Here is a 24962-nt window from a genome sequence, read left to right as displayed (position 1 = left end):
GGCCGCGAAAAACCGAGCCTTCCCGTATCGGTTGGAGTCACAGCCCGGCGGACCCTGGCATACCCGTACGTGACCGGATAGTAGTCGTCTCATTACTCTTCGTGACGATCAAAGGAGGGCACGTGCCAGGTATCGACCGTCGGGGGTTCGCCAGGCTGGCCGGGCTGGGCGCGGTGGGGGCCGTGGGCTCGGCCGTGGGCTCGGGAACGGCGGCACGGGCGGGGGTCCCGCTCGCGGACCCGGTCCGCGCGCCCGGCCCGGGGCCGCGCCGGGCCAGGAGCTGGGACACCTGCGTGTCCGTGGCGCGCGACCTGCTGCTGGTCGGCGAGGACGGCTCCGACCTCAAGCTGAGGTATCTCAAGGTACTGATCGACGACGGCCTGCCCAGGACCCGCTCGCCCAAGCGGGTCCTGGTCGTCGGCGCCGGGATCTCCGGGCTGGTGGCCGCCACCCTGCTCAAGCGGGCCGGGCACCGGGTCACCGTCATCGAGGCCAACGGCGACCGGATCGGCGGCCGGATCAAGACCTTCAGGTCCGGGTTCGCCGACCGCTCGCAGTACGCCGAGGCCGGGGCCATGCGCATCCCCGACTTCCACCCGCTCACGCTCGCGCTGATCGACAGGCTCGGCATCCCCCGCCGGCTGTTTTTCAACGTGGACGTGCGGCCCGGCGACGCGGCCACCGGCCCGGTCCCGCCCGTCGTCTACACCCCGCGCCAGGGCCCCGTCTGGCGTTCGGGCCCCTCGCGCGGGGAGTTCACCGCCCCCGCGCGGGCCGACCGCACCTGGATCCGGGTCAACGGCATCTCCCAGCGCCGTGACGAGTACGCCAGGGACCCGCGCAGGATCAACGCCTCGTTCGGGCTGGACGACCGCAGGACGGCCGGCAGGATCCTGGACGACGCGCTCGACCCGGTCCGCGACCACTTCTCCGTCGTCCGCGGCTCCGGGCGGGTCGACAAGCCGCTGCCCGAGCTGATCGAGGGCTGGGCCCGGGTGCTGCAGGAGTTCGACGACCACTCGATGAACCGCTTCCTGCGCGAGCGGGCCGGGCTGAGCGACGCGGCGATCGACTGCATCGGCACCCTGGAGAACCTCACCTCCCGGCTCCCGCTGTCGTTCATGCACACCTTCCTCACCCGCAGCCTGGTCAACCCCGCGGCGACCTACTGGGAGATGGCCGGGGGGAGCTGGCAGCTGCCCTACCGCCTGCGCCCCGGGCTGGGCCGCGACATCCGGATGGACCGCCGGGCCACCCGGATCGAGCAGACCGCGCGCGGCGTGCGCGTCGAGACCGTCACCGAGACCGGCAGCACCGAGTCGGTCTCCCGGCCGCAGGGCAGGGCGGAGACGTTCGAGGGGGACGTCGCGATCATCACGGTCCCGTTCTCGGCGCTGCGCCACGTGGAGATCGCCCCGGCCCTCCCCTACCCCAAGCGGCGCGCGATCATCGAGCTGCACTACGACTCCGCGACCAAGGTGCTGCTGGAGTTCCGCAGGCGCTGGTGGGAGTTCGACGAACGCGACTGGCGGCGGGAGCTCGGCTCCCGCTACCGCCCGGGGACCGCGAGCCGCACCATGGGCGGCGGCTCGGTCACCGACAACGCCAACCGGTTCGTCTACTTCCCCTCCCACCCGGTGCCCGGCAGCGAGGGCGGGGTCGTGCTGGCGAGCTACGCCTGGGCCGACGACGCCTCCCGCTGGGACTCCATGCACGACACCGAGCGCTACGGCCACGCGCTGCGCGGCCTTCAGGAGGTGTACGGGGAGCGCATCGCGGAGTTCTACACCGGCCACGGCCGCACCCAGAGCTGGCTGCGCAACCGCTACGCCTTCGGCGAGGCCGCCGTCTTCACCCCCGGGCAGATGACCGAGATCCACCCGGCCATCGCCACCCCGGCGGGACGGCTGCACTTCGCCGGCGAGCACACCTCGCTGAAGCACTCCTGGATCGAGGGCGCCCTGGAGTCGGCCGTCCGCACCGCGCTGGAGGTGCACGCCTGACCTCCGCGGAGGGCGAGGCCCCCGCGGAAGGCGGGCGAATTCGAGGCCCGCCCTCCCTGCGGCGTGACCGCGGGGAGGGCGGGGCCCTTCCGGCACCTCGTCAGGGCCTCGCCGGGACCTCCGGTGAGGGTCCTCACCGGGGCCCGTCGGGGCGCCCTCCTCAGCGCAGGGTGCCGTTGGTCATGCCGACCGGCTCCTCCGGGACGGTGACCAGGCCGAGCTCGGCCGTGGACGCCACCAGCGGGTGGTCGGGGACGACCCTGACCGTGTAGCCGAAGGGACCGGTCCGCTCCAGCGGGACGGTCCCGGCGAAGACGGCCCGGCCGTCGTCGCCCTCGGACTCGACGGTCAGGTCGGCGTAGGCGGGGTCGGAGAGGTCGTCGTGGTCCCCCACCCGGCCGTAGGCCGCCTGCACCCGGATGTCACCGGGCTCCAGCTCGCCCAGCGCGATGGTGGCCCGCAGCTCCAGCGAGGAGCCCAGCTCCGGGGTGTCCCCCAGGCCCGAGGTCTCCACGTGCTCGACCCGCACGCCCGGCCAGGCGCGGCCGACCTTGAGCTTCCAGGCCGCGAAACCTCTGGCCCGCTCGTGGCCGTCGCCGGACAGGGCCCGCGCGGACGCCGCGGCCGGGGCGTACAGCCCGACCACGTAGTCGCGGAGCATCCGCCCGGCGAGCACCTTGGGGCCGAGCGAGGCCAGCGTGTGCCTGACCATCTCCAGCCAGCGCCGGGGCAGGCCGTCGGCGCGGTCGTAGAAGCGGTCGGCCACCTCGTGCTCGATCAGGTCGTACAGGGCGGTGGCCTCCAGCTCGTCACGCCGGTCGGGGTCGGCGACGCCGTCGGCGGTGGGGATGGCCCAGCCGTTGGTGCCGTCGTACCACTCGTCCCACCAGCCGTCGCGGATCGACAGGTTGAGCCCGCCGTTGAGCGCGGCCTTCATGCCGGAGGTGCCGCACGCCTCCAGCGGGCGGAGCGGGTTGTTCATCCACACGTCGCAGCCCTGCACGAGCAGCTGGCCCAGGGCCATGTCGTAGTCGGGCAGGAAGACGATGCGATGCCGGACGTCCTCGGAGTCGGCGAACTTCACGATCTGCTGGATGAGCTTCTTGCCGCCCTCGTCGGCCGGGTGCGCCTTGCCCGCGATCACGATCTGGATCGGCTTGACCGGGTCCAGCAGCAGCGCGCGCAGGCGGTCGGGGTCCGACAGCATCAGGGTGAGCCGCTTGTACGAGGGCACCCGGCGGGCGAAGCCGATGGTCAGCACCTCGGGGTCGAGGGCCTCGTCCACCCAGCCCAGCTCGGCCCGGGAGGCGCCCCGGTTCAGCCACGACTGGCGCAGCCGCTCGCGGGCCGCCCGGACCAGCCTCTCGCGCATCCTGCCGCGGATGCCCCACACGTCGCCGTCGCTGACCTTGGCGATGCTCTCCCAGCCCTGGGCGCGCTCGACCAGCGTGGGCAGTTCCTGGCCGGCCAGCTCCATGATCTCGCGGCCGACCCAGGTGGGGGCGTGCACACCGTTGGTGATGAAGCCGATCGGCACCTCGGCGGTGTCGAAGCCCGGCCACAGGCCCTGGAACATCCCCCGGCTGACCTCGCCGTGCAGCTCGGAGACGCCGTTGACCCGCTGGGCCAGCCGCATGCCCATCGCGGCCATGTTGAACTTGCCGGCCTCCTCCTCGGCGCCGAGCGCGAGGATGCGGTCGACCGGGACCGTGGGCCAGGCGTTGTCGCCGCCGAACTGGCGGGCGATCATCTCCGCGGGGAAGCGGTCGATGCCGGCGGGCACCGGGGTGTGGGTGGTGAAGACGGTACCGGCCCGGACCGCCTCCAGGGCCTCGTCGAAGGAGAGCCTGGCCTCGGTGAGCTCGCGGATGCGCTCCAGGCCCAGGAAGCCGGCGTGGCCCTCGTTGGTGTGGAACACCTCGGGCTCGGCGTGCCCGGTGACCCGGCAGTAGGCGCGGATGGCGCGGACGCCGCCGACGCCGAGCAGCAGCTCCTGCAGCAGCCGGTGGTCGGTGCCGCCGCCGTAGAGGCGGTCGGTGACGTCACGGGCGGCGGTGTCGTTCTCGGCCACGTCGGAGTCGAGGAGCAGCAGCGGCACCCTGCCGACCTGGAGCACCCAGACCTGGGAGTGCAGCGTGCGGCCCTCGGGAAGGCTGATCTTGATGCGTACGGGGGCGCCGTCCTGCTCGCGGAGCAGGGTCAGCGGCAGGCCGCCCGGGTCCAGCGAGGGGTAGTGCTCCAGCTGCCAGCCCTCCGGGGAGAGGGACTGGGTGAAGTAGCCGTGCCGGTAGAGCAGGCCCACGGCCAGGATCGGCACCCCGAGGTCGCTGGCCGCCTTGAGGTGGTCGCCGGCCAGGATGCCCAGGCCGCCGGAGTACTGCGGCAGGGCGGCGGCGATGCCGTACTCCGGGGAGAAGTAGGCGACGGCACGGGGAGCGTCCGGGATGGTCTGGTACCACCGGGGCGCGGTCATGTACTCGCGAAGATCGTCGGCGGCGTCGGCCAGGCGCCGCAGGAAGCGGCGGTCGGCGGCGAGCTCGCGGAGCCGGTCGGCCTCCACCGCGCCCAGCAGGGCGACGGGGTCGTGGCCGACACGCGCCCAGATGGCCGGATCGACCTCGCCGAAGAGGTCCAGCGTCTCCGGGTGCCATGACCAGCGCAGATTCAGGACGAGCTCGCCGAGGGAGGCCAGCTCCGGGGGCAGGACGGTGCGGACGGTAAACCTACGGATTGCTCTCACGGTGCCAGACCCTAGTTACTCAGCGCCACGAGGGCGACCTCAACACTCAACGCGTCTCCCCCTCACCGGTATCAAACCGTCCCAAACACATCACAGACAGGTCATCAACTGTGAGGACGGCTCGCCGGAGAGTAAGAGGTCTCGCACTCTATCCAGAGCCACGCATGAAGATGGACTATTGGGGCACCGGACATACGAGCCAGCCCTACTGCCCTCGGGAACCGGCCGTCCCAGCTGGGCAGGGTTCCGCCCTGCCCGATGACGGCCGCCCGGAACGCTTGAAAAACGAAGATCTTCCTTGCTGACTTCCCCGGCGGTACCGGGCGTGCCGCCGCTACCTTGAGACGCGATGATCGGACGAATTCCCATTCAGGACATCCACCCCACGGTCGACTGCGGGCGCCGCCCCGCGAAGGCCGCCGCGGGTGAGACCTTCGAGATCTCCGCGACCGTGTTCCGCGAGGGACACGACGCGGTCGCCGCGGGCGTGGTGCTGACCGGCCCCGGCAAGGTGCGCGGCCCGCTGCTGCCCATGGCCGAGCTCAATCCGGGCACCGACCGCTGGGGCGTGGAGGTGACGCTGCCCACCGAGGGTGAGTGGCGTTTCCGCGTGGAGGCCTGGGGCGACCCCGTGGCCACCTGGCTGCACGACGCGGGCATCAAGATCCCTCGTGATCTGGACGCCGACCTGATGTGCGAGGAGGGGGCCCGGCTCTTCGAGCGCGCGGCCAAGGCCGTCCGGCCCGCCGACTGCCGCCCGGTGACCGCCGCGGTGGCGGCCACCGTGGCGACGACCGGTCCCGCCGGGCGCAAGGGCGGGCGCAAGCGGCCCGAGGCCGCCCCGGAGCAGCACGTCTGCGGGCACCGCGCCGCGCTCCAGGCGGTGGCCGCCCGGCTGCGCGACCCGGAGATCGACCCGCGCGCCCGGTTCAGCGTGGCGCAGGCGCCGGAGACCGCGGCGCTGCTGCGCGCGCACCCGCTGCGGGACCTGGTGACCCGCTCGGCGCCGCGCACGATCCTGGTCCATCGCCGCAGGGCGCTGTTCGGGTCGTGGTACGAGTTCTTCCCGCGTTCCGAGGGTGCGATCATCGAGCACGGCGTCGCCCCCAAGTCCGGCACCTTCGCCACCGCGGCCGAGCGCCTGCCCGCCGTGGCGAGGATGGGCTTCGACGTGGTCTACCTGCCGCCGATCCACCCGATCGGGCACAGCTTCCGCAAGGGGCGCAACAACACCCTCACGCCCGAGCCGTACGACCCGGGCTCGCCCTGGGCGATCGGCTCGGCCGAGGGCGGCCACGACGCCATCCACCCCGAGCTGGGCACGTTCGACGACTTCGACGCCTTCGTGGCCAAGACCCGCGAGCTGGGCATGGAGGTCGCCATCGACCTCGCCCTGCAGTGCGCGCCCGACCACCCCTGGGTCAAGGAGCACCCGGAGTGGTTCAACATCCGCGCCGACGGCTCGATCGCGTACGCGGAGAACCCGCCCAAGAAGTACCAGGACATCTACCCGCTGAACTTCGACAAGGACCCCAAGGGGATCTACGAGGAGATCAGGCGGGTGGTGCGGCTCTGGATGGACCACGGGGTGCGGATCTTCCGGGTGGACAACCCGCACACCAAGCCGGTCTCCTTCTGGGAGAAGCTGCTGGCCGACGTCCACACCACCGACCCGGACGTGTTGTTCCTGGCCGAGGCGTTCACCCGGCCGGCCATGATGCGGATGCTGGCCAAGGTCGGCTTCCACCAGTCGTACACGTACTACACGTGGAAGAACTCCCGCGCGGACGTGGAAGAATACCTGGGCGAGCTCTCGCACGAGACGTCGCACTACATGCGGCCGAACGTGTTCGTGAACACCCCTGATATTCTCCACGAGTACCTGCAACACGGGGGAGTCCCGGCATTTCGGATCAGAGCCATACTCGCGGCCACGTCCATGCCGACCTGGGGCGTGTACGCCGGATACGAACTTGCGGAGAATGTCCCGGTAAGGCCAGGTAGTGAAGAATACCTAGATAGCGAGAAATACCAGTACAGACCCCGGGATTGGGAAGCGGCCGAACGAGAGGGCCGTAGCCTGGCCCCGCTCATCACGCAACTCAACTTGTTCCGAAGAGCCCACCCGGCGCTCCAGGAACTGCGTAATCTACGTTTCCACAGCGTTAACAATCCGGACGTGGTCTGCTTCTCCAAGCGGCTGCCCGGCGCCTATGACACGGCCACACGACGGCACGGCCTGGGCGACGTGGTCCTCGTTGTCGTGAACCTCGACCCGCACCACACCCATGAGGCGACGGTGTCGCTGGACATGCCGGCCCTCGGTCTCGACTGGCAAGCCGAGTTCGTCGTGGACGACGAACTGTCGGGCGAGTCGTACCGCTGGCGGCAGGACAACTACGTGCGCCTCGATCCCCACATCCACCCAGCGCACGTCTTCACTCTGCGTGCCGCGGCGGCGAACCAGCGGTGAGCCGGCCGGGTACGCGTATACCGGCGAAACAGCGGGGAGTCCACTGGTGAGTCAGCTACACGAGCCCATCCCGAACACCTTCGACGAGGAAAAGCCGCGTGATCCGTACTGGTTCAAGCGCGCCGTCTTCTACGAGGTTCTCATCCGGGGCTTCGCCGATTCCAACGGCGACGGCACCGGAGACATCCGCGGTCTGATCCAGAAACTGGACTATCTCCAGTGGCTGGGCGTGGACTGCCTCTGGCTGCTGCCGCTGTACGAGTCGCCGCTGCGTGACGGCGGGTACGACATCGCCGACTTCATGAAGATCCTGCCTGACTTCGGCGACCTCGGGGATTTCGTGAAGCTGGTCGACGAGGCGCACAAGCGCGGCATGCGGGTCATCGCCGACCTGGTGATGAACCACACCAGTGACCAGCACCCGTGGTTCCAGGCCTCCCGGCACGACCCGGAGGGCCCGTTCGGCGACTTCTACGTCTGGAACGACAACGACGAGCTGTACAAGGACGCCCGGATCATCTTCGTCGACACCGAGACGTCGAACTGGACCCACGACCCGGTCCGTGGGCAGTACTACTGGCACCGCTTCTTCAGCCACCAGCCCGACCTGAACTACGAGAACCCCGACGTGCAGGACGCGATGCTGGAGGTCCTGCGCTTCTGGCTGGACCTGGGCATCGACGGCTTCCGGATGGACGCCATCCCGTACCTGTTCGAGTCCGACGGCACCAACTGCGAGAACCTGCCCCGCACCCACGAGTACCTCAAGCGGGTCAGGGCCGAGGTCGACCGGCTCTACCCCGACCGGGTGCTGCTGGCCGAGGCCAACCAGTGGCCCGCCGACGTGGTCGAGTACTTCGGCGACCCGGCCACCGGGGGCGACGAGTGCCACATGGCGTTCCACTTCCCGCTGATGCCGCGCATCTTCATGGCGGTCAGGCGGGAGTCGCGCTACCCGATCTCCGAGATCATGGCCCAGACGCCGAAGATCCCGGAGAACTGCCAGTGGGGCATCTTCCTGCGCAACCACGACGAGCTCACCCTCGAGATGGTGACCGACGACGAGCGCGACTACATGTACTCGGAGTACGCCAAGGACCCGCGGATGCGGGCCAACGTCGGCATCCGGCGGCGGCTGGCGCCGCTGCTGGAGAACGACCGCAACCAGATCGAGCTGTTCACGGCGCTGCTGCTCTCCCTTCCGGGATCTCCCGTGCTGTACTACGGCGATGAGATCGGGATGGGCGACAACATCTGGCTGGGCGACCGCGACGGCGTCCGTACCCCGATGCAGTGGAGCCCGGACCGCAACGCCGGGTTCTCCGAGTGCGACCCGGGCCGGCTCTACCTGCCGGTCATCATGGACCCGATCTACGGTTTCCAGGCGCTCAACGTCGAGGCCCAGCAGCGCAGCGCGGGCTCGCTGCTGCACTGGACCAAGCGCATGATCGACATCCGCAAGCGGCACCCGGTCTTCGGGCTGGGCGAGTTCACCGAGCTGAACTCCTCCAACCCGAGCGTGCTGGCCTTCGTCCGAGAGCTGGGCGACGACCGTATGCTCTGCGTCAACAACCTGTCACGGTTCCCCCAGCCGGTGGAGCTCGACCTCCGCCGTTTCGAAGGATCCGTTCCGGTGGAGACGATGGGCGGGGTTCCCTTCCCTTCAATTGGCGAACTTCCGTATCTTTTGACGCTCCCTGGGCATGGGTTCTACTGGTTCACCTTGCCGCCCGCGTCCCAGGAGGCGTAACGCCGTGTTGACGGAGCTCCTTACCGGTTGGATCACCCATCAGCGTTGGTTCGCCGGTAAGGGGCGCCCGATCGACGATCTCGTCGTCGATTCGGACGTCGAGTTGTCACCCCGCCTACGCCATTTGATCATCTCGGTCCACCAGTCCGGTGCCCGCGATCGTTACCAGCTCCTGCTGGGCAGCGAGGCACCGGAGTGGGCCCGTTTCAAGGCCGCCCACATCGGCGAGGGCTACTACGACGCCGCCTACGACGCCGACCTCACCGTGGCCCTACTGGAGGGCATGGCCGAGGGCCGCGACACGGGGCCGCTGCGCTTCCGCCACGTCGAGGGCGTGGAGATCGACACCTCCCTGCGCAGCCTGGTCCTGGGCGCCGAGCAGTCCAACACCTCCCTGGTCTACGGCGAGACCTACATCTGCAAGCTCTTCCGCCGCCTGAACCCCGGGATCAACCCCGAGCTGGAGATCGTCACCGCCCTGGCCCGCCACGGCGGCCGGAACATCGCCCGCCCGTACGGCTGGATCGAGGCCGACCTGGACGGCGAGCCCACCACGCTGGCGATGACCCAGGAGTTCCTGCCGAACGCCAACGACGGCTGGGCGCTGGCGCTGGCCAGCGTCCGCGACCTGTACGGGTCGCTGGAGGGGTCGGCCTCCGACGCGGGCGGCGACTTCAGCTCCGAGGCCTACCGCCTGGGGATCACCACCGCCCAGATCCACCACGAGCTCGCAGGCGCCTTCCCGACGGACACGATCGAGCCGCAGGAGGTCAAGCGGATGGTCGAGGAGTTCCGCCGCCGCCTGGGCACCGCGGTGGAGGAGGTGCCCGAGCTGGGCGAGTACGCCCACGTGGCCGAGGAGGCCTACCAGCGCGTCACCGACGTGGCCTCCGAGACGCGGGTCCAGCGGGTGCACGGCGACTACCACCTGGGCCAGGTGATGCGCACCACCACCGACTGGATCGTCCTGGACTTCGAGGGCGAGCCGGGCCAGCCCATGGCCGAGCGCCGGGCCCTGGCCTCCCCGCTGCGGGACGTGGCCGGCATGCTGCGCTCCTTCGACTACGCCGCCCGCCACCTGCTGGCCGACCACTCCAACGCCGACGAGCTGCGCCCCCGCGCGGTGGAGTGGGCCGAGCTCAACCGCTCGTCGTTCCTGGCCGGCTACTCCGCCGGCGGCGGCCACCTGCGCGCCGAGGACGCCGTCCTGCTCCGCGCCCTGGAGCTGGACAAGGCCGCCTACGAGGTCCTCTACGAGGCCCGCAACCGGCCCACCTGGATGCACATCCCGATGTCGGCCTTCCAGATGGGCCGCTAGGTCCCGGTTCCGCGGCGCGCCGGGCCTCTACTCGAACGGGGACGGGTCCCCGCTGCCCCGGCGGAGGATCACGGGCTCGTCCTGCGAGAGGTCGACGACCGTCGTCGGGGTGGCGCCGCACTCACCGGAGTCGATGACGGCGTCCACCACGTGGTCGAGCCTCTCCTTGATGTCCCAGCCCTGGGTCTGCGGCTCGGTCTCGCCGGGCAGCAGCAGGGTGCTCGACACCAGCGGTTCGCCGAGCTCGGCCAGCAACGCCTGCGTGACGACGTGGTCGGGGATGCGGACGCCGACCGTCTTCTTGCGGGGGTGCAGCAGCCGCCGCGGCACCTCCCTGGTCGCGGGGAGGATGAACGTGTACCCGCCGGGGGTCGCCGACTTGACCGAGCGGAACAGCGCGTTGCTCACCTGAACGAAGGTGCCGAACTGCGCGAAGTCCCGGCAGATCAGGGTGAAGTGGTGGTCGCTGTCGAGGTCGCGGATCTCCCTGATCCGGTCGATGCCCTCCTTGCTGCCCATCTGGCATCCCAGCGCGTAGCCCGAGTCCGTGGGGTACGCGATCAACCCGTCCGCGCGCAGGAGATCGACCACCTGGCCGATCAGCCGTGGTTGGGGACTGTCCGGATGCACATCGAAGTATTTCGCCACACCCCAGAGCTTAGGTTCTGTTCCGTGGATCACTCGCGCCGGAGCCGGAGCCGGGTCCCCTCCGGAGCGACCCGGAGGCGGTCCGGAGGCGGTCCTGGCGCGGACGAGGGCTTGATCGACACGGGCGGGGACGAACATCATGTGGTGTTCGCCCCGTCCCCGGGAGCCCCACGACCTGAGAGGTCCCGTGTCCCACACGCCGATCGGCTACAACCCCTTCGACCACGCGCTCCACGAGGATCCCTACCCCGTCTACGAGCGCCTGCGCGAGGAGGCGCCGCTGTACCTCAGCACCATCCCCGAGCTGCCGTTCTGGGCACTGTCGCGGCACGCGGACGTCTGGGCGGCGTTCCGGGACACCGGGCTGTACTCCAGCGCCTACGGCGTCTCCCTGGAGCTGTGGTCCCCCCAGGCCAGGGAACGGTCCTCGTTCATCAGCATGGACCCGCCCGAGCACACGAACTTCCGCGCCCTGGTCTCCCGGGGCTTCTCCCCCAGGCGCGTCATGGACCTGGAGCCGCGGATCCGCGAGCTCACCCGCGCCCGCCTCGCGGTCGTCCTGGAGGCCGGGGAGTTCGACTTCGTCGGCGACCTGGCCCAGCGGGTCCCGGTGGACGTGATCTCCGAGCTCGTCGGCGTCCCCGAGGCCGACCGGGAGGAGGTGCTGCGCCTGTCGAACCTGATGATCGCCCGTGACGAGTCGTTCACCATGCCGGCCGCGGGCCGGGAGGCCACGGGCGTCCTGATGCGCTACTACGAGGAACTGATCGCCGAGCGCCGCGCCCGTCCCGGCGGCGACATGGTCTCGGCGCTGCTCGCCGCCGAGATCGACGGCCGGCGCCTGTCGGTCACCGACGTCCGCGCGGTCCTGATGCTGCTGGGCGTGGCCGGGAACGAGAGCACGGCCAAGCTGCTGGGCAACGCCTGGTACCAGGCCGCGCGCAACCCCGATCAACGGGCCGTGGCGTTCGCCCCGGGCGGCGTCGGCCCCTGGATCGAGGAGACCCTGCGCTACGACAGCTCCGGGCAGATGGTCGCCCGCCGCGTCACCCGCGACGTCGAGCTGTACGGGCAGGTCGTCCCCGAGGGGTCACGGATGCTGCTGCTCGGCGCCGCGGCCAACCACGACCCGCGGGTGTTCCCCGACCCCGAGCGGTTCCTGCTGGGCCGGGACACCTCGCGCCTGCTGTCCTTCGGGACGGGCGCCCACTTCTGCCTCGGCGCCTCGCTGGCCCGCCTGGAGGCCCGCGTGGTCCTGGAGGAGCTCGTGGCCGCCGTCCGGGAGGACTACGAGGTCGGCGAGGCCGAGCGCGTCCACTCGGCGAACATGCGCGGCTTCGGTTCCCTGCGCACCGTCGTCAAGGCCCGCTAGTCCCTGCGCACCGTCGTCAGGGCCCCCGGCCCCCGCGCACGTCGTAAGGCCCGCCGGTCCCTGCGCACCGTCGTCAGGGCCCGCTAGGCGGCCGGGGACCGGACCCGGCCGACGCCGCCGTAGATCCCCACCTGGTCCGGTCCCAGCCCCTCGGCGATGCCGTCCGGGTGCCAGGTGGTGATGGGGACGACGCCGGGCTCGACCACCTCCAGGCCGTCGAGGAAGGGGACGATCCGCTCCAGGGGCCGCAGGGACGGGGAGGCCGAGGCCCGCGAGTACGCCTTCTCCAGCGACTCCACGTACTCCTCGAAGCCCACGGCCGTGCCGTGGGAGATGCCCACGTGGCTCCCGGCGGGCAGGGCGTCGCGGAACTCCCGCACCGCCCCGTACGGGTCGTCGGCGTCGGCCACGAAGTGCAGCAGGCCGATCATCAGCAGGCCGATCGGCTCGTCCCAGTCCAGGAACTCCCTGACGGTGGGGTCGGAGAGGATGCCCCCGGGGGTACGGGCGTCGCCCTCGACCACCCGCACGTTCCCGCCGTCGGACATCAGCGTCTGCGCGTGGATCAGCACGACCGGGTCGTTGTCGACGTACACGACGCGCGCGTCGGGGGCGAGCTCGTGGACGTTGCCGGCCGTGGGCAGGCCCGCGCCGATGTCGAGGAACTGGCGGATCCCCTCACCGCGCATGAAACGCACGACCCGGCGCAGGAAATGCCGGTTCTCCCTGCACGCCTTCTGCACGTACGGGCTGGCCCGCATGGCGGCCTCGGCCGCGGCGATGTCGGCCGGGTAGTGGGTGTTGCCGCCGATGTAGTAGTCGTACATCCGGGCCGGATTGGCCTTGGACGGGTCGATACCGGGGGCGCGTTCCCGATCCTCCATGCGGTTTCCTTCCGTCGGCGCTGAGGGGAGAAAGGTGGCACGACAGGCCATTGATCGTAGAGCGGAAATCATCCGGTACACCAATGAAGACGGAGATTTTCATCACGGAAAAAACAATGGCCGTTCAAAAATGATTTCCGCCGGGCGCCGTGCCTACCGGGTGCCGTCCAGGATCCTCCGCCGGAACTCCGCCAGGACCTTGGGCGTGCGGGCCGCGGGCTCGGCCGACAGGCTCAGCCGGGTGTGGGCCATCCGGTACTCGGCGACCTGCAGCGGATCGGTGATCATGTTGTCGGTGACGAGCTGCGGCACGTACACGGAGTCCGTCCCCTGGCCGGTCCCCTGGCCGACGCCGAACAGGCTGAACGCCCCGCCCCGCGGCCGGTAGCGGCCGTCCCGGGTCAGGTTCACCTGCAGGGCGACGTGCGGCCGCTCGGCCGCCTCGGCCAGGTGGGCGAGCTGCTCCAGCAGCACGTCCGGGCCGCCGATCGGGTCCAGCAGGGCGTGCTCCTGCACCACCGCCCAGATCCTCAGCGTCCCGTCGCGCACCCGCTCCTGGCGCCTGCGCAGGATCCGCCAGGCCAGGTCGATCTGTTCCGGCGCGGGATCGGGGTGGTGGACCGCCAGGCGGGAGGCGCGCGCGTAGCGCTCGGTCTGCAGCAGCGCAGGCACGGTGTCGTTGTTGTACGAGCGCAGCAGTTCCGCGCCGTCCTCCACCGCGAGGTTGACCAGCAGCCACAGCGGCAGCCTGCTCACGTCGTCGTACCACCAGGCGTCGTCGTGCTCGCCGCGCGCCACCGCCGCCAGCAGCTCCCGCTGGTAGGGGTCGTTCACCCCGTACAGCAGCAGCAGTTCCTCCAGGTCGGTGGGCTGGAGCTCGGCGGTACCGTCCTCGATGCCGGTGACCACGCTCTCGTCGACACCGATCGCGTCCGCGGCCTCGGCCGCCGTCAGGCCGTGCTCGTCGCGCATGCTCCGCAGCCGGGCACCGAGCCGGTTCGGCCCGACCTGCTCGGCGGGCCGGTGCGCCAGGAAGACCGAGGAGGCCGGGTAGGGATGGGTGGGCTCGCTCGTCAGGCGGGTGTCCGGCGCGGCCGTCCGGCCGGGGTGGCGGGCCGTCGCCAGCTCCTGGACGTCGATGCCGAAGAACCACGCGATGCCCAGCGCCTTGTCAAGCGAGAGCCCGCTGCGCTGGCCGGAGGTCAGCTGCGACAGGTAGCCCACGACGATCGGCGTCGGCGGGAAGTCCGTGCCGTCCGCGGCCTTCCCCGCGGTGATCATCCGGGCGGCTTCGCGCAGCTTGTAGGGCCGGCCGGTCTCCGGGTTCGGGGTCGCCGCGAACAGCCGGTTGAGCCGCTCGGCCAACGGCGGCGACGTCACGACCCCACCCCGATCCTCGCGGTCGCTCAAGGTTGACAGAAGGCGAAAGCAGAGGGAACGATAACACCGATCAAGTGTTCACTACAGTGGACACCTCGTTCCGGGACACGAGGGGCGTCACATGGATCATCCTCATGCCGGTGCCGGGCCTTCGCCCCGCCGGTCCCTCCCGGAGCCTTCCCCGGGAACGCGGCCTTCGGCCGGAACGGGTCCGTGCCGTGACGTCCGGGGCGGCGGATGAGGACGGGCCGCGCGGCCGCCCACTGGCGGGAGGATCCGCTCATCGACCACCGCGCGCACGGCCCGGTGATCGGGGAGCAGGACATCATCGCCTCCGCCGAGGCCGGGGAGGACGTCTTCCCCGTGGGATGCCTGTGCGGCCGGATGCCCGTCACGCTCATCCTCGACCCCTTCAAGGTGTACGACGTCTACGCCGAGCACATGCGTGCCGAGCAGGCCGCCTCCTGGACGGGGCAGGAACGCCGTTCTTAGCATGTACATGTTAAGAAAGACGAATGGAGACGCCCGTCCCCGCCGAACCCGTGCGTGAGCACGAGACCGCGCGTGAGCCCGTGCACGCGCCGGAGACCGGGTGCTGGGGCGAGCCCGCGGGTGGGCACGGGCCCGCGGGAGGTCCCGGGACCGGGCACGGGCCCGCGGGAGGGCCGGACGTCCCGCACGAGCCGGAGCGTGAGCACGGCAGCCACATCATCACCGTGCTGGAGGGCGCGTGGGCCACGGTCCGCGCCCGCCACCCCGACGTCCCCCGGGTGGTGATGATCACCGGTCAGGGGCGCGAGGGCCGGTGGATGAACTGGGGCCACTTCGGGCCCGACACCTGGACCGCGCAGTCCGGCAGCTCCCCGGAACTGTTCGCCTCCGGGGAGCTGATCGGCCTCGGCGGGCGCCACGTGATGCAGGCCCTGCTGCACGAGGCCGCCCACGCCCTGGCCCACGTGCGCGGCATCAAGGAGACCAGCAACGGGTACCGCTACCACAACAAGCGGTTCGTGCGCCTGGCCGCCGAGCTGGGCCTGGCCGGGCCTGACCGGCCGGCCCCGATCACCGGCTACTCCGACTGCACGATCACCGACGCCACCGCCGAGTCCTACCGGGCACAGATCGACGCCCTGGACGCCGAGCGCCTGCCCTACCTCGACAGCCCGCAGCGGGCCCGGCTGCGCCCGTCCGAGAGCGACCAGGGCACGGCCCTGGGCGCCTCGCTCCCGGTGCCCGGCGACGCGCCGCAGGAGGCCCCGGGGCGGGAGCCGCGCGGCCGCGACGGCACCCGGTTCGCCGTCACGTGCTGCTGCATCCCGGCCCGCCGCCTGCAGGTCACCCCCGCGGTGTGGGAACGCGGCTCCATCGTCTGCGGGACGTGCGGGGAGGAGTTCGCACCCCCGGAGTGACGAAACGCCCCGCCCGCGGACGCCCCTCGCCGGAACCGGGACCGGGGCCGCGACCAGGGCCGCGACCGCGAAGGCGGGCACCGCGAAGGCTCACGCCTCCCCCATCACCAGGCCCTCGATCGTGTGCTTCTGCACGATCGGCCGCAGCTCGTCCACCGCGGGGCAGGGCAGGTGGTCGCGCACCTGGGCCGGCAGGCTCTCCCGGTATCCGTGGGTGACCGCCATGTCGTGGTGCGCGGCGTTGCCCGCGCCGGGGGCGTCGACGCCCAGGACGAGCACCGGCCGGGACTTCTGCGAGCGGTTGACCGTGCCCCGGTGGATCGTCAGGGCCGAGCGGGCCGAGATGTCGCCGCGCCTCGGGTACTTGCGCACCGCGCGCTCGACGTAGCGCGACCAGGTGTCCCGGGGCGGGAACATGCCGTGGTCGAACGACGGCTCGTCGTCCCACTGGGTGCCCGGGGCGATCTCGAAGGGGCCCATGTCGGGCTCGGTGTCCACGGCCGTGAGGTTGAACGCCAGCGAGGTGAGCCTGCGGTTCGCCCGGGTCTCCTCGGGCATCGGGAAGTCGCGGTGCCAGGGCTGGTCGACCGCCCCGGCCAGCGGCACGTCGAAGCCCAGCTCGACGATCTCGTACCGGGGACCGAGCACGGCCGTGCAGACCGCGACGACCCACGGGTGCGTGACCAGGTCGACGAAACCGCGCATCTGCTCGGGGTGGATCTCGACGTAGAAGCGGTTCGGGCCGCGGCCCACCGCGCCGCCCTCGCGGGTGAGCGCGTCCTTGAAGGCGATGTCGATGTCCTCGGCCACCTGGTCCACCCATGCGGCCTCGAAGGCGCCCTGACGGGCCGTGATCCCGTCGCGGTACAGGTCCTCGACGGCCTGGGCCGTGCCCGCCTCGTCCATGTGCGCGTTCTTCCAGCCCGCCCGTACGGGACCCGCGGGGGCTTCTCCGGCGGCCTCCGGGGCCGTCGCGCGATGTGTCGTGTCGGTCATGGCACTCTCCTCATCTGCCGGATCCTTCTATATTGCATCGTGGCATGCAACGTTGCAAGTGTCGGTGGCAGAATAGGATCGATGATCGGTGCCCGGGTGCCGCTACGCGCGGCCCGCCGGGCCGGTCCCGGGCGGACGAGGCGGATGTGAGGAGGGCCGGTGGCCGGTCTCAAGGACGTGGCGGCACGGGCCGGGGTCTCCGTGCGGACGGTGTCCAACGTCGTCAACGACTTCCCGCTGGTCGCCCCCGAGACGCGGCGGCGCGTGCAGAAGGCCCTGGAGGAGCTGAGCTACCGCCCGAACGCGGCGGCGCGGCGGCTGCGCGGCGGCCGGTCCGGGCTCATCGGGCTGGTCATACCGGAGATCGACTCGCCCTACTTCGGGGAGCTGGCGTCCCTGCTGGTGCAGGAGGCGCAGGAGCACTCCTGGACGCTGCTGGTCGACCAGACCGACGGCGACCCCGACCGCGAGCGCCGGCTGCTCGAGGGCATGCCGGGGCAGATGATCGACGGCCTGATCATGAGCCCCTGGGGCCTGTCCCCGGCCGACCTGCGGCGGCGTGCCGACGCCGTGCCGCTGGTCCTGCTCGGCGAGCAGGACGCCGCGGGGCTGATCGACCACGTGAGCGTGGACTCGGTGGCCGCCTCCGCCGAGGCGACCCGGCACCTGATCGATCTGGGCCGCCGCCGAATCGCGGCGATCGGCGTGCAGCCGCACCTGGCCAACGGCACGGCGCGGCAGCGGGTGACGGGGTACCGCCAGGCGTTGCGCGACGCCGGCGCGCCTCACGACCCCGCCCTGGAGGTGGCGGTGGACGCCCTGCACCGGGCCGACGGGGCACGGGCCATGCGGTGGCTGCTGGACGAGGGGCACGCCCCGGACGCGATCGTCTGCTTCAGCGACCAGCTCGCCCTGGGGGCGATGCGGGTGGCGCTGGAACGCGGCCTGGCCGTGCCGGGGGACCTGGCGGTGTGCGGGTTCGACGACATCGAGGACGGGCGGTACGCCACCCCGTCGCTGACCACCGTGGCCCCGGACAAGGCGGAGATCGCAAAAAGGGCCGTCGCCTGCCTGGTCGACCGGCTGCTGAAGCCACCGGTCCCCGGCACGAACCGCCTCGACCGGACGGCCGCCGCCCCCGCCGTACCGGAGCCCGCGGATCCCGGCACCGGGGAGCCGGCCGCGCCGGATCCCGCCGGCACCGCGGAGCCCGCGGAGCCAGCGGACCCGGCCGTGGCGCCCACCCGTCCGCCGGCGCGCAGGATCGTGACCGCGCACCGGCTGGTGATCCGCGAGAGCACCGCCGGGCGCTCCGCCGGGAGCGTGCTCAGCGGATGAGCCACACCCCGGTGTCGGGCGGCAGCCGCCCGCCCTCCAGCGGGCCGCTCGCCAGCACGACGCTCTCGTACGGCGGCAGCGGCACCGCGTCGCCGGAGAGGTTGATCATGCAGGTGAAGCCCGCGTCCCTGGAGAAGGCCAGCACGTCCGGCGCGACCTCGCCCACGTCACCGGTGTCCAGCCAGGTCAGGTCGCCGGTGACGGTGCGCCGGGCGCGCAGGGCGGCGCGGTAGAGGGCGAGCGTCGAGTCCGGGTCGCCGGTCTGCGCCTCGACGGTGTGCGCGGCCCATCCGGCCGGTTGCGGCAGCCAGGGCTCACCCGTGCCGAACCCGAACGGCGGCTCCGGGCCCGACCACGGCAGCGGCACCCGGGAGCCGTCGCGGCCCTTGACCGTGTGACCGGAGCGGACCCAGGTCGGGTCCCGCAGCACCTCCGCGGGCAGGTCCTCGACGCCGGGCAGGCCGAGCTCCTCGCCCTGGTAGACGTACACGCCGCCGGGCAGGGCGGTGCTCAGCAGCGCGGCGGCCCTGGCGCGCCGGGTGCCGAGTTCGAGGTCGGCGGGCGAGCCGTGCACGTCGGAGAAGTAGTGCGGGCCGAAGGTGGTGTCCGCCCGCCCGTAGCGGGTGACGAGCCGGGGGACGTCGTGGTTGGACAGCACCCAGGTCGGCGGGGCGCCCACCTTGGCGTGCTCGGCCAGCGTCGTGTCGATCACCTCGCGCAGGTCTCCCGCGTCCCAGGCGCAGGTGAGCATGGCGAAGTTGAAGGCCGTGTGCAGCTCGTCCGGGCGCAGGTAGCGCGCGATGCGCGCCTGGTCGGGCAGCCAGATCTCCCCCACGAAGATCCGCTCGCCGGGGTAGGAGTCGGCCACGGCCCGCCAGGTGCGGTAGATCTCGTGCACCGCCTCCTGGTCCTTCCAGGGCACGTGCCCCGGGTAGCCGGCCAGGTCCGGCAGCCCTTCTGCCTTGACCAGGGCGGGGGCGACGTCGATGCGGAAGCCGTCCACCCCGCGGTCGAGCCAGAAGCGCAGGGTGCGCTCGAAGTCCGCGTGCACGTCCGGGTGGTTCCAGTTGAGGTCGGGCTGCTCGGGCGCGTACAGGTGCAGGTACCACTCGCCGTCCGGCACCCGGGTCCACGCGCGCCCGCCGAACGCCGCGGGCCAGTCGTTCGGCGGCTCGTCACCGGCGTGGAACCAGAAGCGCTCGCGCGCGGGCGACCCCGGCCCGGCCGCGAGCGCCTCCTGGAACCAGGGGTGCCGGTCGGAGCAGTGGTTGGGCACGATGTCGATGACGATCCGGACGCCCAGCGCGTGGGCCTCCTCGATCAGGCTCCCGGCCTCGGCGAGCGTGCCGAAGACCGGGTCGATGTCGCGGTGGTCGGCCACGTCGTAGCCGCCGTCGACCATCGGCGACGGGTACCACGGGGTGATCCACAGGGCGTCCACGCCGAGCTCCGCCAGGTAGGGCAGGCGGTCGCGCAGCCCCGCCAGGTCCCCCACGCCGTCGCCGTCGCCGTCGGCGAAGCTGCGCAGGTAGATCTGGTAGATGGCGGCGGTACGCCACCACGGGTCCCGCCCGGCCGGCGGCCGGTCAGCCACCGAGCTCACGGACCACGGTGTCCAGCCGGTGCGCCAGCTCGTCGAGCCGCTCGTCGCTCAGCCCGCCGCCCGCCGCGTCCTCGCCGAGCTGCTCCTGCAGTTCGCGGCGGCTGACGACGCTCAGTCCCTCGACCCGGTCCGCCGGGACGACCCGGCAGGCGCCTTCGACGTAGACCAGCGTCGCGTCGGGGTCCGGCGACCCCAGCAGCTCGCGGACGTCGTCCCGATCGACCAGTGCCATGGCTGTCATCCCTCTTCCGTCCGTGTGCCCACTCCGCCCGCCCGGTCCGCGGTCACCGCGGTCACCGCACGGTGCCCCGCCGGGAGCGTGTGCCCAGACGGGGGCGGACGCGCGGTCCGGGGTGGCACCGGACCGGTGGACCCGGTCCGGTGCTACCCGGCAGGCCGTGCGGTACACCGGAACCGGCTCAGTCGGCCGGGGGCGCCGCCACCGGCACCGGGTCCTTCTCGGCGGTCAGCACGTGCACCACCGAGCCCGCGATCAGCAGCCCGAGGGGGTAGAGCAGCATCCAGCCGAAGCCGATCAGCAGCACCACCACCGGGGCGCACGCCAGCACCACCAGCAGCCAGTTCCTGGGCCCCCGGAACAGGGTGCCGTAGGCCAGGGCCGACATGGCGTAGCCGATGATGAAGTTCACCGCCGACAGCCGGAAGACCTGGTCCAGCGTGAGCACCTCGACGCCGTGCAGCACCACGACCGTGCCGAACATCAGCACGGCGACCACGATGGCCGCGACGGGGGCGCCGTTGACCCTGTTGCACACGGTCAGCCGCGCGGGCAGCAGGCGCTCCCGGGCGGTGGCGAAGATGATCCGCGAGGTGGCCCAGGTGCCGCCCATCAGCGTCGCGAAGACGATCAGGGCGCCCAGCACCGCGGCCGCGGTCCCGGCCGCGGCACCGAAGACCTGCTTCAGGACCGCCGCCACCGGCGCCTGCCGGACCATCGGGTCGTTCGGGTCCAGCGACACCTGCACGGCGGTGGCGATGCCGACGTACAGGACCACGATGACGACGAAGGAGGCGGCCAGCACCAGCGGCAGGTCGCGCCGGGGGTTGTGGTACTCCTCCGTGGTCGAGGCGACCAGTTCCCAGCCGGTGAAGGCGAAGAAGACCAGCCCGACCGCGGGGAGCAGGTCGAGCCAGTTCACCGGCAGCGACACCGAGCCCTGCATCTCGAAACCGGGGGTGACGAACGGCACGGCCGCGACGACCGCGATGAGCAGCACCAGCAGCGCGGTGACGACCGTCTGGACCCCGCCCGCCAGCCGCGACCCCAGGGCGTTCAGCACGGCCACCACCGCCAGGTAGGCCAGCGTCGCCGGGAAGACGGCGTCGGGCATGCCGAGCAGCACGGCCGTGTAGTTGCCCCCGGTGATCGCCATCGCCGCCCCGCCGCAGGCCGTGGCGCCGAGCAGCACGTAGGCGACGGGCGAGGCGACGCGCCTTCCGAAGGCGGCCTGCATGAAGCCGATCACCCCGCCCGCGCTGGGGTAGCGCGAGCCGAGCTTCGAGAAGACCAGCAGCAGGGGGATCACCATGATCGCCGCCGCGACCCAGGCGAAGACCGCCGCGGATCCGACGGAGGCGTAGGCGAGTCCCGGGAGCACCAGCAGCCCACTGCCGACGATCATGCTGACCGCCAGGCCGACGCCCCGGCTGATCGTCAGGGTCTTGTGCAGTTCCTTGGATGAATCAGCCGTGGTACTCATCTTCTCCTCAATATGGGCGGAAGTACGGGGACGACGGTGGACGCCCGCCCATCCTCGGGGGTTGTCGGCTACCTGTGTCCGGAAACGGACTCGCCGCCCGGGGCGGCACCGAGGGGTCCGGGCCGCACCAGCACCCGGTCGTCGTCGTGGGACGCGAGCAGCCGCAGCGGCTCGCCGGCGCGGCAGGGCAGGGGCCGCTCGAAGGTCTGCACCGCCTGCCGCCAGTGCGTCCCGTGGTCCTCGGGACCGTTGGACAGGGTGATGCCCTCGGCCAGGTCGAGCTCGAACCACATGACGATCGCGTGGCAGGTGCCGTCGGCCGTCACCGGCGCCGGCACGACACGCTCCCGCTCGCACTCCCCGGTACGGAAGTCGAAGTCGAACAGCGGGAACGGGTCGCCGAGCAGCCGGTGCCGGTAACCGGTCAGGTACGTCGAGAAGTACTCCATCGACCTGAACTGCTGGAAGAGCGTCATGTCGAAGTCGTAGACGTTGCCCACGTGGTTGCGGGCGAACAGCTCCTCGCTCTCGACGAGCCGGCCCCACAGCCGGGCGCCCTGCGGCGCGACGACGGCGTCCGGGCGCAGCAGCTCCCGGCGGGCGTGCTCCAGGCTCGGCAGCGCGCCCTCGCCGAGCAGCGCGCAGTCGAAGATCTCGGTGAGCAGCACGTCCGCCCTGCGGGGGAGGTCGACGCCCACCCGCAGATCGGTCGACTTCGCCTCCACGACCTTCACCCGGGAGTCCACGCCGTTCACGACCATGGTCCGCCGGGCGATCGCGGCGATGACCGGCTCCATCTCGCAGGTGACCACCATCCCGGCACCGGCCTCGACGGCCAGCAGCGACAGCAGCCCGGCCCCGGTCCCGATGTCCAGCACCAGGTCACCGGGGCGCACCACGGCGGAGATGGCCTTGCGGTAGGCCTCGTTGCGGGCCTGGTCGTTGAGCATCGCGAAGTGCCAGCGCGGCACGAGCTGGCGCACCGCGCGGTTGAACAGGAGGTTCGCCGGGCCGTACCCGGGCTGTGCCCCTCCCGCCCCCGCGAACAGGTTGGCGGCGGTGGTGTAGTCGCGCCGGTTCATCGCGTCCATGCCGTGCTTCAGCAGGGCCTCGGCACCGGCGACCTCGGACCAGAAGAGCGACTCGGCCGCGGGCTCCGGGCCCTTCGGTGAGCCCTCGACGTTCTTGATGATGGGTGTCATGAATCGCCCCTAGCTCGCGAAGACCATCTGGTGTACCGGGACCGCCTCGCCGAGACCGGCCGGCAGGTAGGCGACGACGCTGGAACCGCGCTGGATCGTGGGGACGGCGCGGTCGCAGAGGCGGTCGACGCGAAAGGTGCTGCCGTGCCAGGGGCACCGCAGCCGTTCGTCCTCGATCTCACCGAGGTGGAGCGGGCCGCCGCGGTGCGGGCAGCGGCTGTGGATCAGGTGGACGGAACCGGAACGCTCCAGGAAGAAGTACGTCTCGTCACCGGCGCGCACGGCGTTGTGCCTGGGCCACTCCAGTTCCACCCGGACGCGAGCGCTCACGAGCCGGCCCGCGTGGCCGACCGGGTGAAGGCGAGCGTGGCGCCCCCCTCGGACCGCAGGCCGTACAGCCGCCCCCTGGGGACGCGCACCGCCTGGCCCGCGGTGACCTCCAGCGGCCCCCCGGTGGCGCTCCAGTGCAGCTCGGCGGTACCGGCCAGCACCGAGACGGTCATGTCGTGGTCGCTGACCATCGTCTCGAACGGCGTGCCGGAGTCGATCTCGCGCGGGTCGTCCCGGTCCTCGCGGGAGCCCGTGTCCGCGGTGACGGCCTCCGGCCGCCAGGTGAGCTGCCCGACCAGGTCCGCGTCGTTGAGCCTGCCCAGGGCGCGGACGTCCTCGATGCCGCGCAGCAGCTCGCGGATGGCGTGGTCGCCGTGCTTGCGGGCGAGCGGCAGCAGGAGGTCGTTCACCGCCATCCGGCCGTGGTGCTGGTCGATGTGGGCGTGCTCGTCGAAGTAGCGGGTGTCGATCCCGTCGCCGTAGACCGCGCGGAACGTCTTCGTCATGGCGGCGAAGGACGGCGCGAACGTCGCCTCCAGGAAGGCCATGCCGCCGATGTAGCGGAAGAACTCCGACCGGTTCTTGGTGACCTTGTAGAAGTAGTTGTTCCCGGCCATCCAGCTGGGCAGGTAGGAGAACCAGTAGTGGTGCGGTTCGGCGCTCATTCCCACGCTGCGGCACAGCTCGACGAACAGGGTGCTGTGCTTCGCGTCGAAGACGCCGTACCCGAATTCGTCGATGAATATCTTGAAGACCTCGCTCTGCTCCGGCCCGTACGCGCCGCCCAGATTCTGAGACATCGCGGTCGCCTCGGTGAGGCCGTCGAGCGCCATTTGCGCGATCATCATCTCGGCCGCCCGCCGCGGGTCCGCCGCCTGCTCGATCGCGCGCAGCGCCGGGCGGTCGTCGTTCACCGCCTCGTCGATGGCGGCCAGGACGTGCGCCTCCAAGGCGTCGCAGTCCCAGCGTCCGTTTATTCGGACGTCCGACCCGAGGGAGTCGAACACATAGGACTCGGCGACCGGCCGCACGATGTCGGAATGGAGCCGCGCCTTCCGCCCGTAGAATTCCTCGAACTGTTTCTCTTTTCCGGCGAGTCCCGAGGACGGCAGGAAGAGCGCGTCGCTCTCGTAAATGTTCATCAGCAGCCGGTTGACGACCAGGCTTTCATCGGAAAGCAGACCCTCTTCCGACAACGGCTGATCCCACTTGATCCTGGAGAGCCGTTCCGCGTCCATTGGACGGTGATAGGGGGTGTCGTTCACATAGGGATTCCCGGTCGGCCGGTAACTCGATGCGGCGGTCAGTTCCGACACCGATTCCCCGACGGAAACAGGCTCCTGGAGTGGTCCTACGAACGTCATGTCAAGAGCGCCTTCCACGAGAGAAGAACAGTTTCTGGAGCATGGTCGACCGCAGGTCGGAGGTCACCTGTGAAAAGGGTACGTCCAGCCTGCGTCGAGATCGGACTGCGTTGTATCGGACTGAGACGACCCCGTGTTCTGCTTCCCTGTACCCTCTATCTCTTCACTTCCCCGCGCTTTGCATCGCAGATGCTAATACAGCGCTCCAATCGGGGCAAGCCGGTCATACGGAGATTCTTCTGCCATCGCTCGTCCCTGTGGAGATGGTGGTTCCGGAGCGGGAGGGGACGCACAAATTTCCACGTGGCGCAGGCCGCCGGTCACGGGAAATACACCCTCTTCCCGTCTCCGGAAAGCGCGGCATCCGGATGGGCGTCAACTCACCCCTCCGACCTGCGGTCGATGCGCGGAGTTTCACCGTCCGGCGCCCT

The 24962-nt window shown here is 71.2% G+C and carries 19 protein-coding genes; 8 read left to right on the top strand and 11 right to left on the bottom strand.

The features are described from left to right. The first annotated feature begins 122 nt into the window (after positions 1-122). On the top strand, positions 123-2003 hold the full coding sequence (locus ACZ6RT_RS07140) for a flavin monoamine oxidase family protein (RefSeq protein WP_470152530.1): 1881 nt from the start codon (positions 123-125) through the stop codon (positions 2001-2003). Positions 2004-2163: 160 nt separating this feature from the next. Here ACZ6RT_RS07140 and glgP read toward each other — a convergent pair whose 3' ends face one another. Beyond that, positions 2164-4743, bottom strand: coding sequence for an alpha-glucan family phosphorylase (glgP, locus tag ACZ6RT_RS07135; protein ID WP_399186540.1), 2580 nt, complete (start codon positions 4741-4743; stop codon positions 2164-2166). 349 nt (positions 4744-5092) lie between these two features. On the opposite strand from glgP, the gene ACZ6RT_RS07130 reads away from it, so the two are divergent. The 3 genes from ACZ6RT_RS07130 to ACZ6RT_RS07120 are packed head-to-tail and all read left to right on the top strand — an operon-like array spanning position 5093 to position 10284. Next, complete coding sequence (locus tag ACZ6RT_RS07130; protein ID WP_470152529.1) at positions 5093-7216, top strand: alpha-1,4-glucan--maltose-1-phosphate maltosyltransferase; 2124 nt, start codon at positions 5093-5095, stop codon at positions 7214-7216. 46 nt (positions 7217-7262) lie between these two features. Then, the gene (gene treS, locus ACZ6RT_RS07125; RefSeq protein WP_399186542.1) at positions 7263-8966 is read left to right on the top strand and encodes a maltose alpha-D-glucosyltransferase; all 1704 of its coding nucleotides are present in this window, start codon (positions 7263-7265) and stop codon (positions 8964-8966) included. After that, on the top strand, positions 8920-10284 hold the full coding sequence (locus tag ACZ6RT_RS07120; RefSeq protein ID WP_399186543.1) for a maltokinase N-terminal cap-like domain-containing protein: 1365 nt from the start codon (positions 8920-8922) through the stop codon (positions 10282-10284). Before treS ends, ACZ6RT_RS07120 begins: the two co-directional genes overlap by 47 nt. A 27-nt stretch (positions 10285-10311) precedes the next feature. Here the strand turns inward: ACZ6RT_RS07120 and ACZ6RT_RS07115 are convergent, their stop codons facing one another. Beyond that, the gene (locus ACZ6RT_RS07115; RefSeq protein ID WP_399186545.1) at positions 10312-10932 is read right to left on the bottom strand and encodes an L-threonylcarbamoyladenylate synthase; all 621 of its coding nucleotides are present in this window, start codon (positions 10930-10932) and stop codon (positions 10312-10314) included. Between the two features lie 187 nt (positions 10933-11119). On the opposite strand from ACZ6RT_RS07115, the gene ACZ6RT_RS07110 reads away from it, so the two are divergent. After that, the gene (locus tag ACZ6RT_RS07110; RefSeq protein ID WP_470152528.1) at positions 11120-12304 is read left to right on the top strand and encodes a cytochrome P450; all 1185 of its coding nucleotides are present in this window, start codon (positions 11120-11122) and stop codon (positions 12302-12304) included. 83 nt (positions 12305-12387) lie between these two features. Here the strand turns inward: ACZ6RT_RS07110 and ACZ6RT_RS07105 are convergent, their stop codons facing one another. Together ACZ6RT_RS07105 and ACZ6RT_RS07100 are read right to left on the bottom strand one after the other, a co-directional pair. Continuing rightward, complete coding sequence (locus tag ACZ6RT_RS07105; RefSeq protein WP_399186547.1) at positions 12388-13188, bottom strand: SAM-dependent methyltransferase; 801 nt, start codon at positions 13186-13188, stop codon at positions 12388-12390. 153 nt (positions 13189-13341) lie between these two features. Beyond that, positions 13342-14568, bottom strand: a complete 1227-nt coding sequence (locus ACZ6RT_RS07100; RefSeq protein WP_470152527.1) for a helix-turn-helix domain-containing protein — start codon at positions 14566-14568, stop codon at positions 13342-13344. A 237-nt stretch (positions 14569-14805) separates the two neighbouring features. On the opposite strand from ACZ6RT_RS07100, the gene ACZ6RT_RS07095 reads away from it, so the two are divergent. Next, entirely contained in the window at positions 14806-15060 is a 255-nt protein-coding gene (locus ACZ6RT_RS07095) for a hypothetical protein (RefSeq protein ID WP_399186549.1), read from the top strand. Between the two features lie 23 nt (positions 15061-15083). Further along, positions 15084-15977 (top strand): hypothetical protein, encoded by an 894-nt coding sequence (locus ACZ6RT_RS07090; RefSeq protein WP_470152526.1) that lies wholly within the window; start codon positions 15084-15086, stop codon positions 15975-15977. 90 nt (positions 15978-16067) lie between these two features. Here ACZ6RT_RS07090 and ACZ6RT_RS07085 read toward each other — a convergent pair whose 3' ends face one another. Beyond that, positions 16068-16973, bottom strand: coding sequence for a phytanoyl-CoA dioxygenase family protein (locus tag ACZ6RT_RS07085; RefSeq protein WP_399186551.1), 906 nt, complete (start codon positions 16971-16973; stop codon positions 16068-16070). A gap of 159 nt (positions 16974-17132) precedes the next feature. Here ACZ6RT_RS07085 and ACZ6RT_RS07080 point away from each other — a divergent pair, with 159 nt between their 5' ends. Next, the gene (locus ACZ6RT_RS07080) at positions 17133-18311 is read left to right on the top strand and encodes a LacI family DNA-binding transcriptional regulator (RefSeq protein ID WP_470152525.1); all 1179 of its coding nucleotides are present in this window, start codon (positions 17133-17135) and stop codon (positions 18309-18311) included. Here ACZ6RT_RS07080 and ACZ6RT_RS07075 read toward each other — a convergent pair. From ACZ6RT_RS07075 to ACZ6RT_RS07050, 6 genes are all read right to left on the bottom strand, one after another. Then, complete coding sequence (locus tag ACZ6RT_RS07075; RefSeq protein ID WP_470152524.1) at positions 18301-19914, bottom strand: glycoside hydrolase family 13 protein; 1614 nt, start codon at positions 19912-19914, stop codon at positions 18301-18303. The two genes, ACZ6RT_RS07080 and ACZ6RT_RS07075, sit on opposite strands and share 11 nt — an antisense overlap. Then, positions 19898-20146, bottom strand: coding sequence for a hypothetical protein (locus ACZ6RT_RS07070; protein WP_399186554.1), 249 nt, complete (start codon positions 20144-20146; stop codon positions 19898-19900). Before ACZ6RT_RS07070 ends, ACZ6RT_RS07075 begins: the two co-directional genes overlap by 17 nt. Before the next feature lie 187 nt (positions 20147-20333). Next, on the bottom strand, positions 20334-21635 hold the full coding sequence (locus tag ACZ6RT_RS07065) for an APC family permease (protein WP_470152523.1): 1302 nt from the start codon (positions 21633-21635) through the stop codon (positions 20334-20336). Positions 21636-21703: 68 nt separating this feature from the next. Further along, positions 21704-22837: a 50S ribosomal protein L11 methyltransferase gene (locus ACZ6RT_RS07060; RefSeq protein WP_399186556.1), complete on the bottom strand. Its 1134-nt coding sequence runs from the start codon at positions 22835-22837 to the stop codon at positions 21704-21706. Between the two features lie 9 nt (positions 22838-22846). Beyond that, positions 22847-23167 (bottom strand): Rieske (2Fe-2S) protein, encoded by a 321-nt coding sequence (locus ACZ6RT_RS07055; protein ID WP_344893906.1) that lies wholly within the window; start codon positions 23165-23167, stop codon positions 22847-22849. Then, entirely contained in the window at positions 23164-24405 is a 1242-nt protein-coding gene (locus ACZ6RT_RS07050) for an iron-containing redox enzyme family protein (RefSeq protein WP_399186557.1), read from the bottom strand. Before ACZ6RT_RS07050 ends, ACZ6RT_RS07055 begins: the two co-directional genes overlap by 4 nt. Between the last annotated feature and the right edge of the window lie 557 nt (positions 24406-24962).

Source organism: Streptosporangium sp. NPDC050148 (assembly GCF_055586505.1).
This window is presented reverse-complemented; position numbering and strand designations above follow the sequence as displayed.

Bases quoted from the DNA above. Each gene is read 5' to 3' on its own strand.
- ACZ6RT_RS07070 (WP_399186554.1), bottom strand. From the start codon at position 20,146: ATGGCACTGGTCGATCGGGACGACGTCCGCGAGCTGCTGGGGTCGCCG.
- ACZ6RT_RS07090 (WP_470152526.1), top strand. From the start codon at position 15,084: ATGGAGACGCCCGTCCCCGCCGAACCCGTGCGTGAGCACGAGACCGCG.
- ACZ6RT_RS07120 (WP_399186543.1), top strand. From the start codon at position 8,920: ATGGGTTCTACTGGTTCACCTTGCCGCCCGCGTCCCAGGAGGCGTAAC.
- ACZ6RT_RS07095 (WP_399186549.1), top strand. From the start codon at position 14,806: ATGAGGACGGGCCGCGCGGCCGCCCACTGGCGGGAGGATCCGCTCATC.
- ACZ6RT_RS07050 (WP_399186557.1), bottom strand. From the start codon at position 24,405: ATGGACGCGGAACGGCTCTCCAGGATCAAGTGGGATCAGCCGTTGTCG.
- ACZ6RT_RS07105 (WP_399186547.1), bottom strand. From the start codon at position 13,188: ATGGAGGATCGGGAACGCGCCCCCGGTATCGACCCGTCCAAGGCCAAT.
- ACZ6RT_RS07060 (WP_399186556.1), bottom strand. From the start codon at position 22,837: ATGACACCCATCATCAAGAACGTCGAGGGCTCACCGAAGGGCCCGGAG.
- ACZ6RT_RS07085 (WP_399186551.1), bottom strand. From the start codon at position 16,973: ATGACCGACACGACACATCGCGCGACGGCCCCGGAGGCCGCCGGAGAA.
- ACZ6RT_RS07065 (WP_470152523.1), bottom strand. From the start codon at position 21,635: ATGAGTACCACGGCTGATTCATCCAAGGAACTGCACAAGACCCTGACG.
- ACZ6RT_RS07130 (WP_470152529.1), top strand. From the start codon at position 5,093: ATGATCGGACGAATTCCCATTCAGGACATCCACCCCACGGTCGACTGC.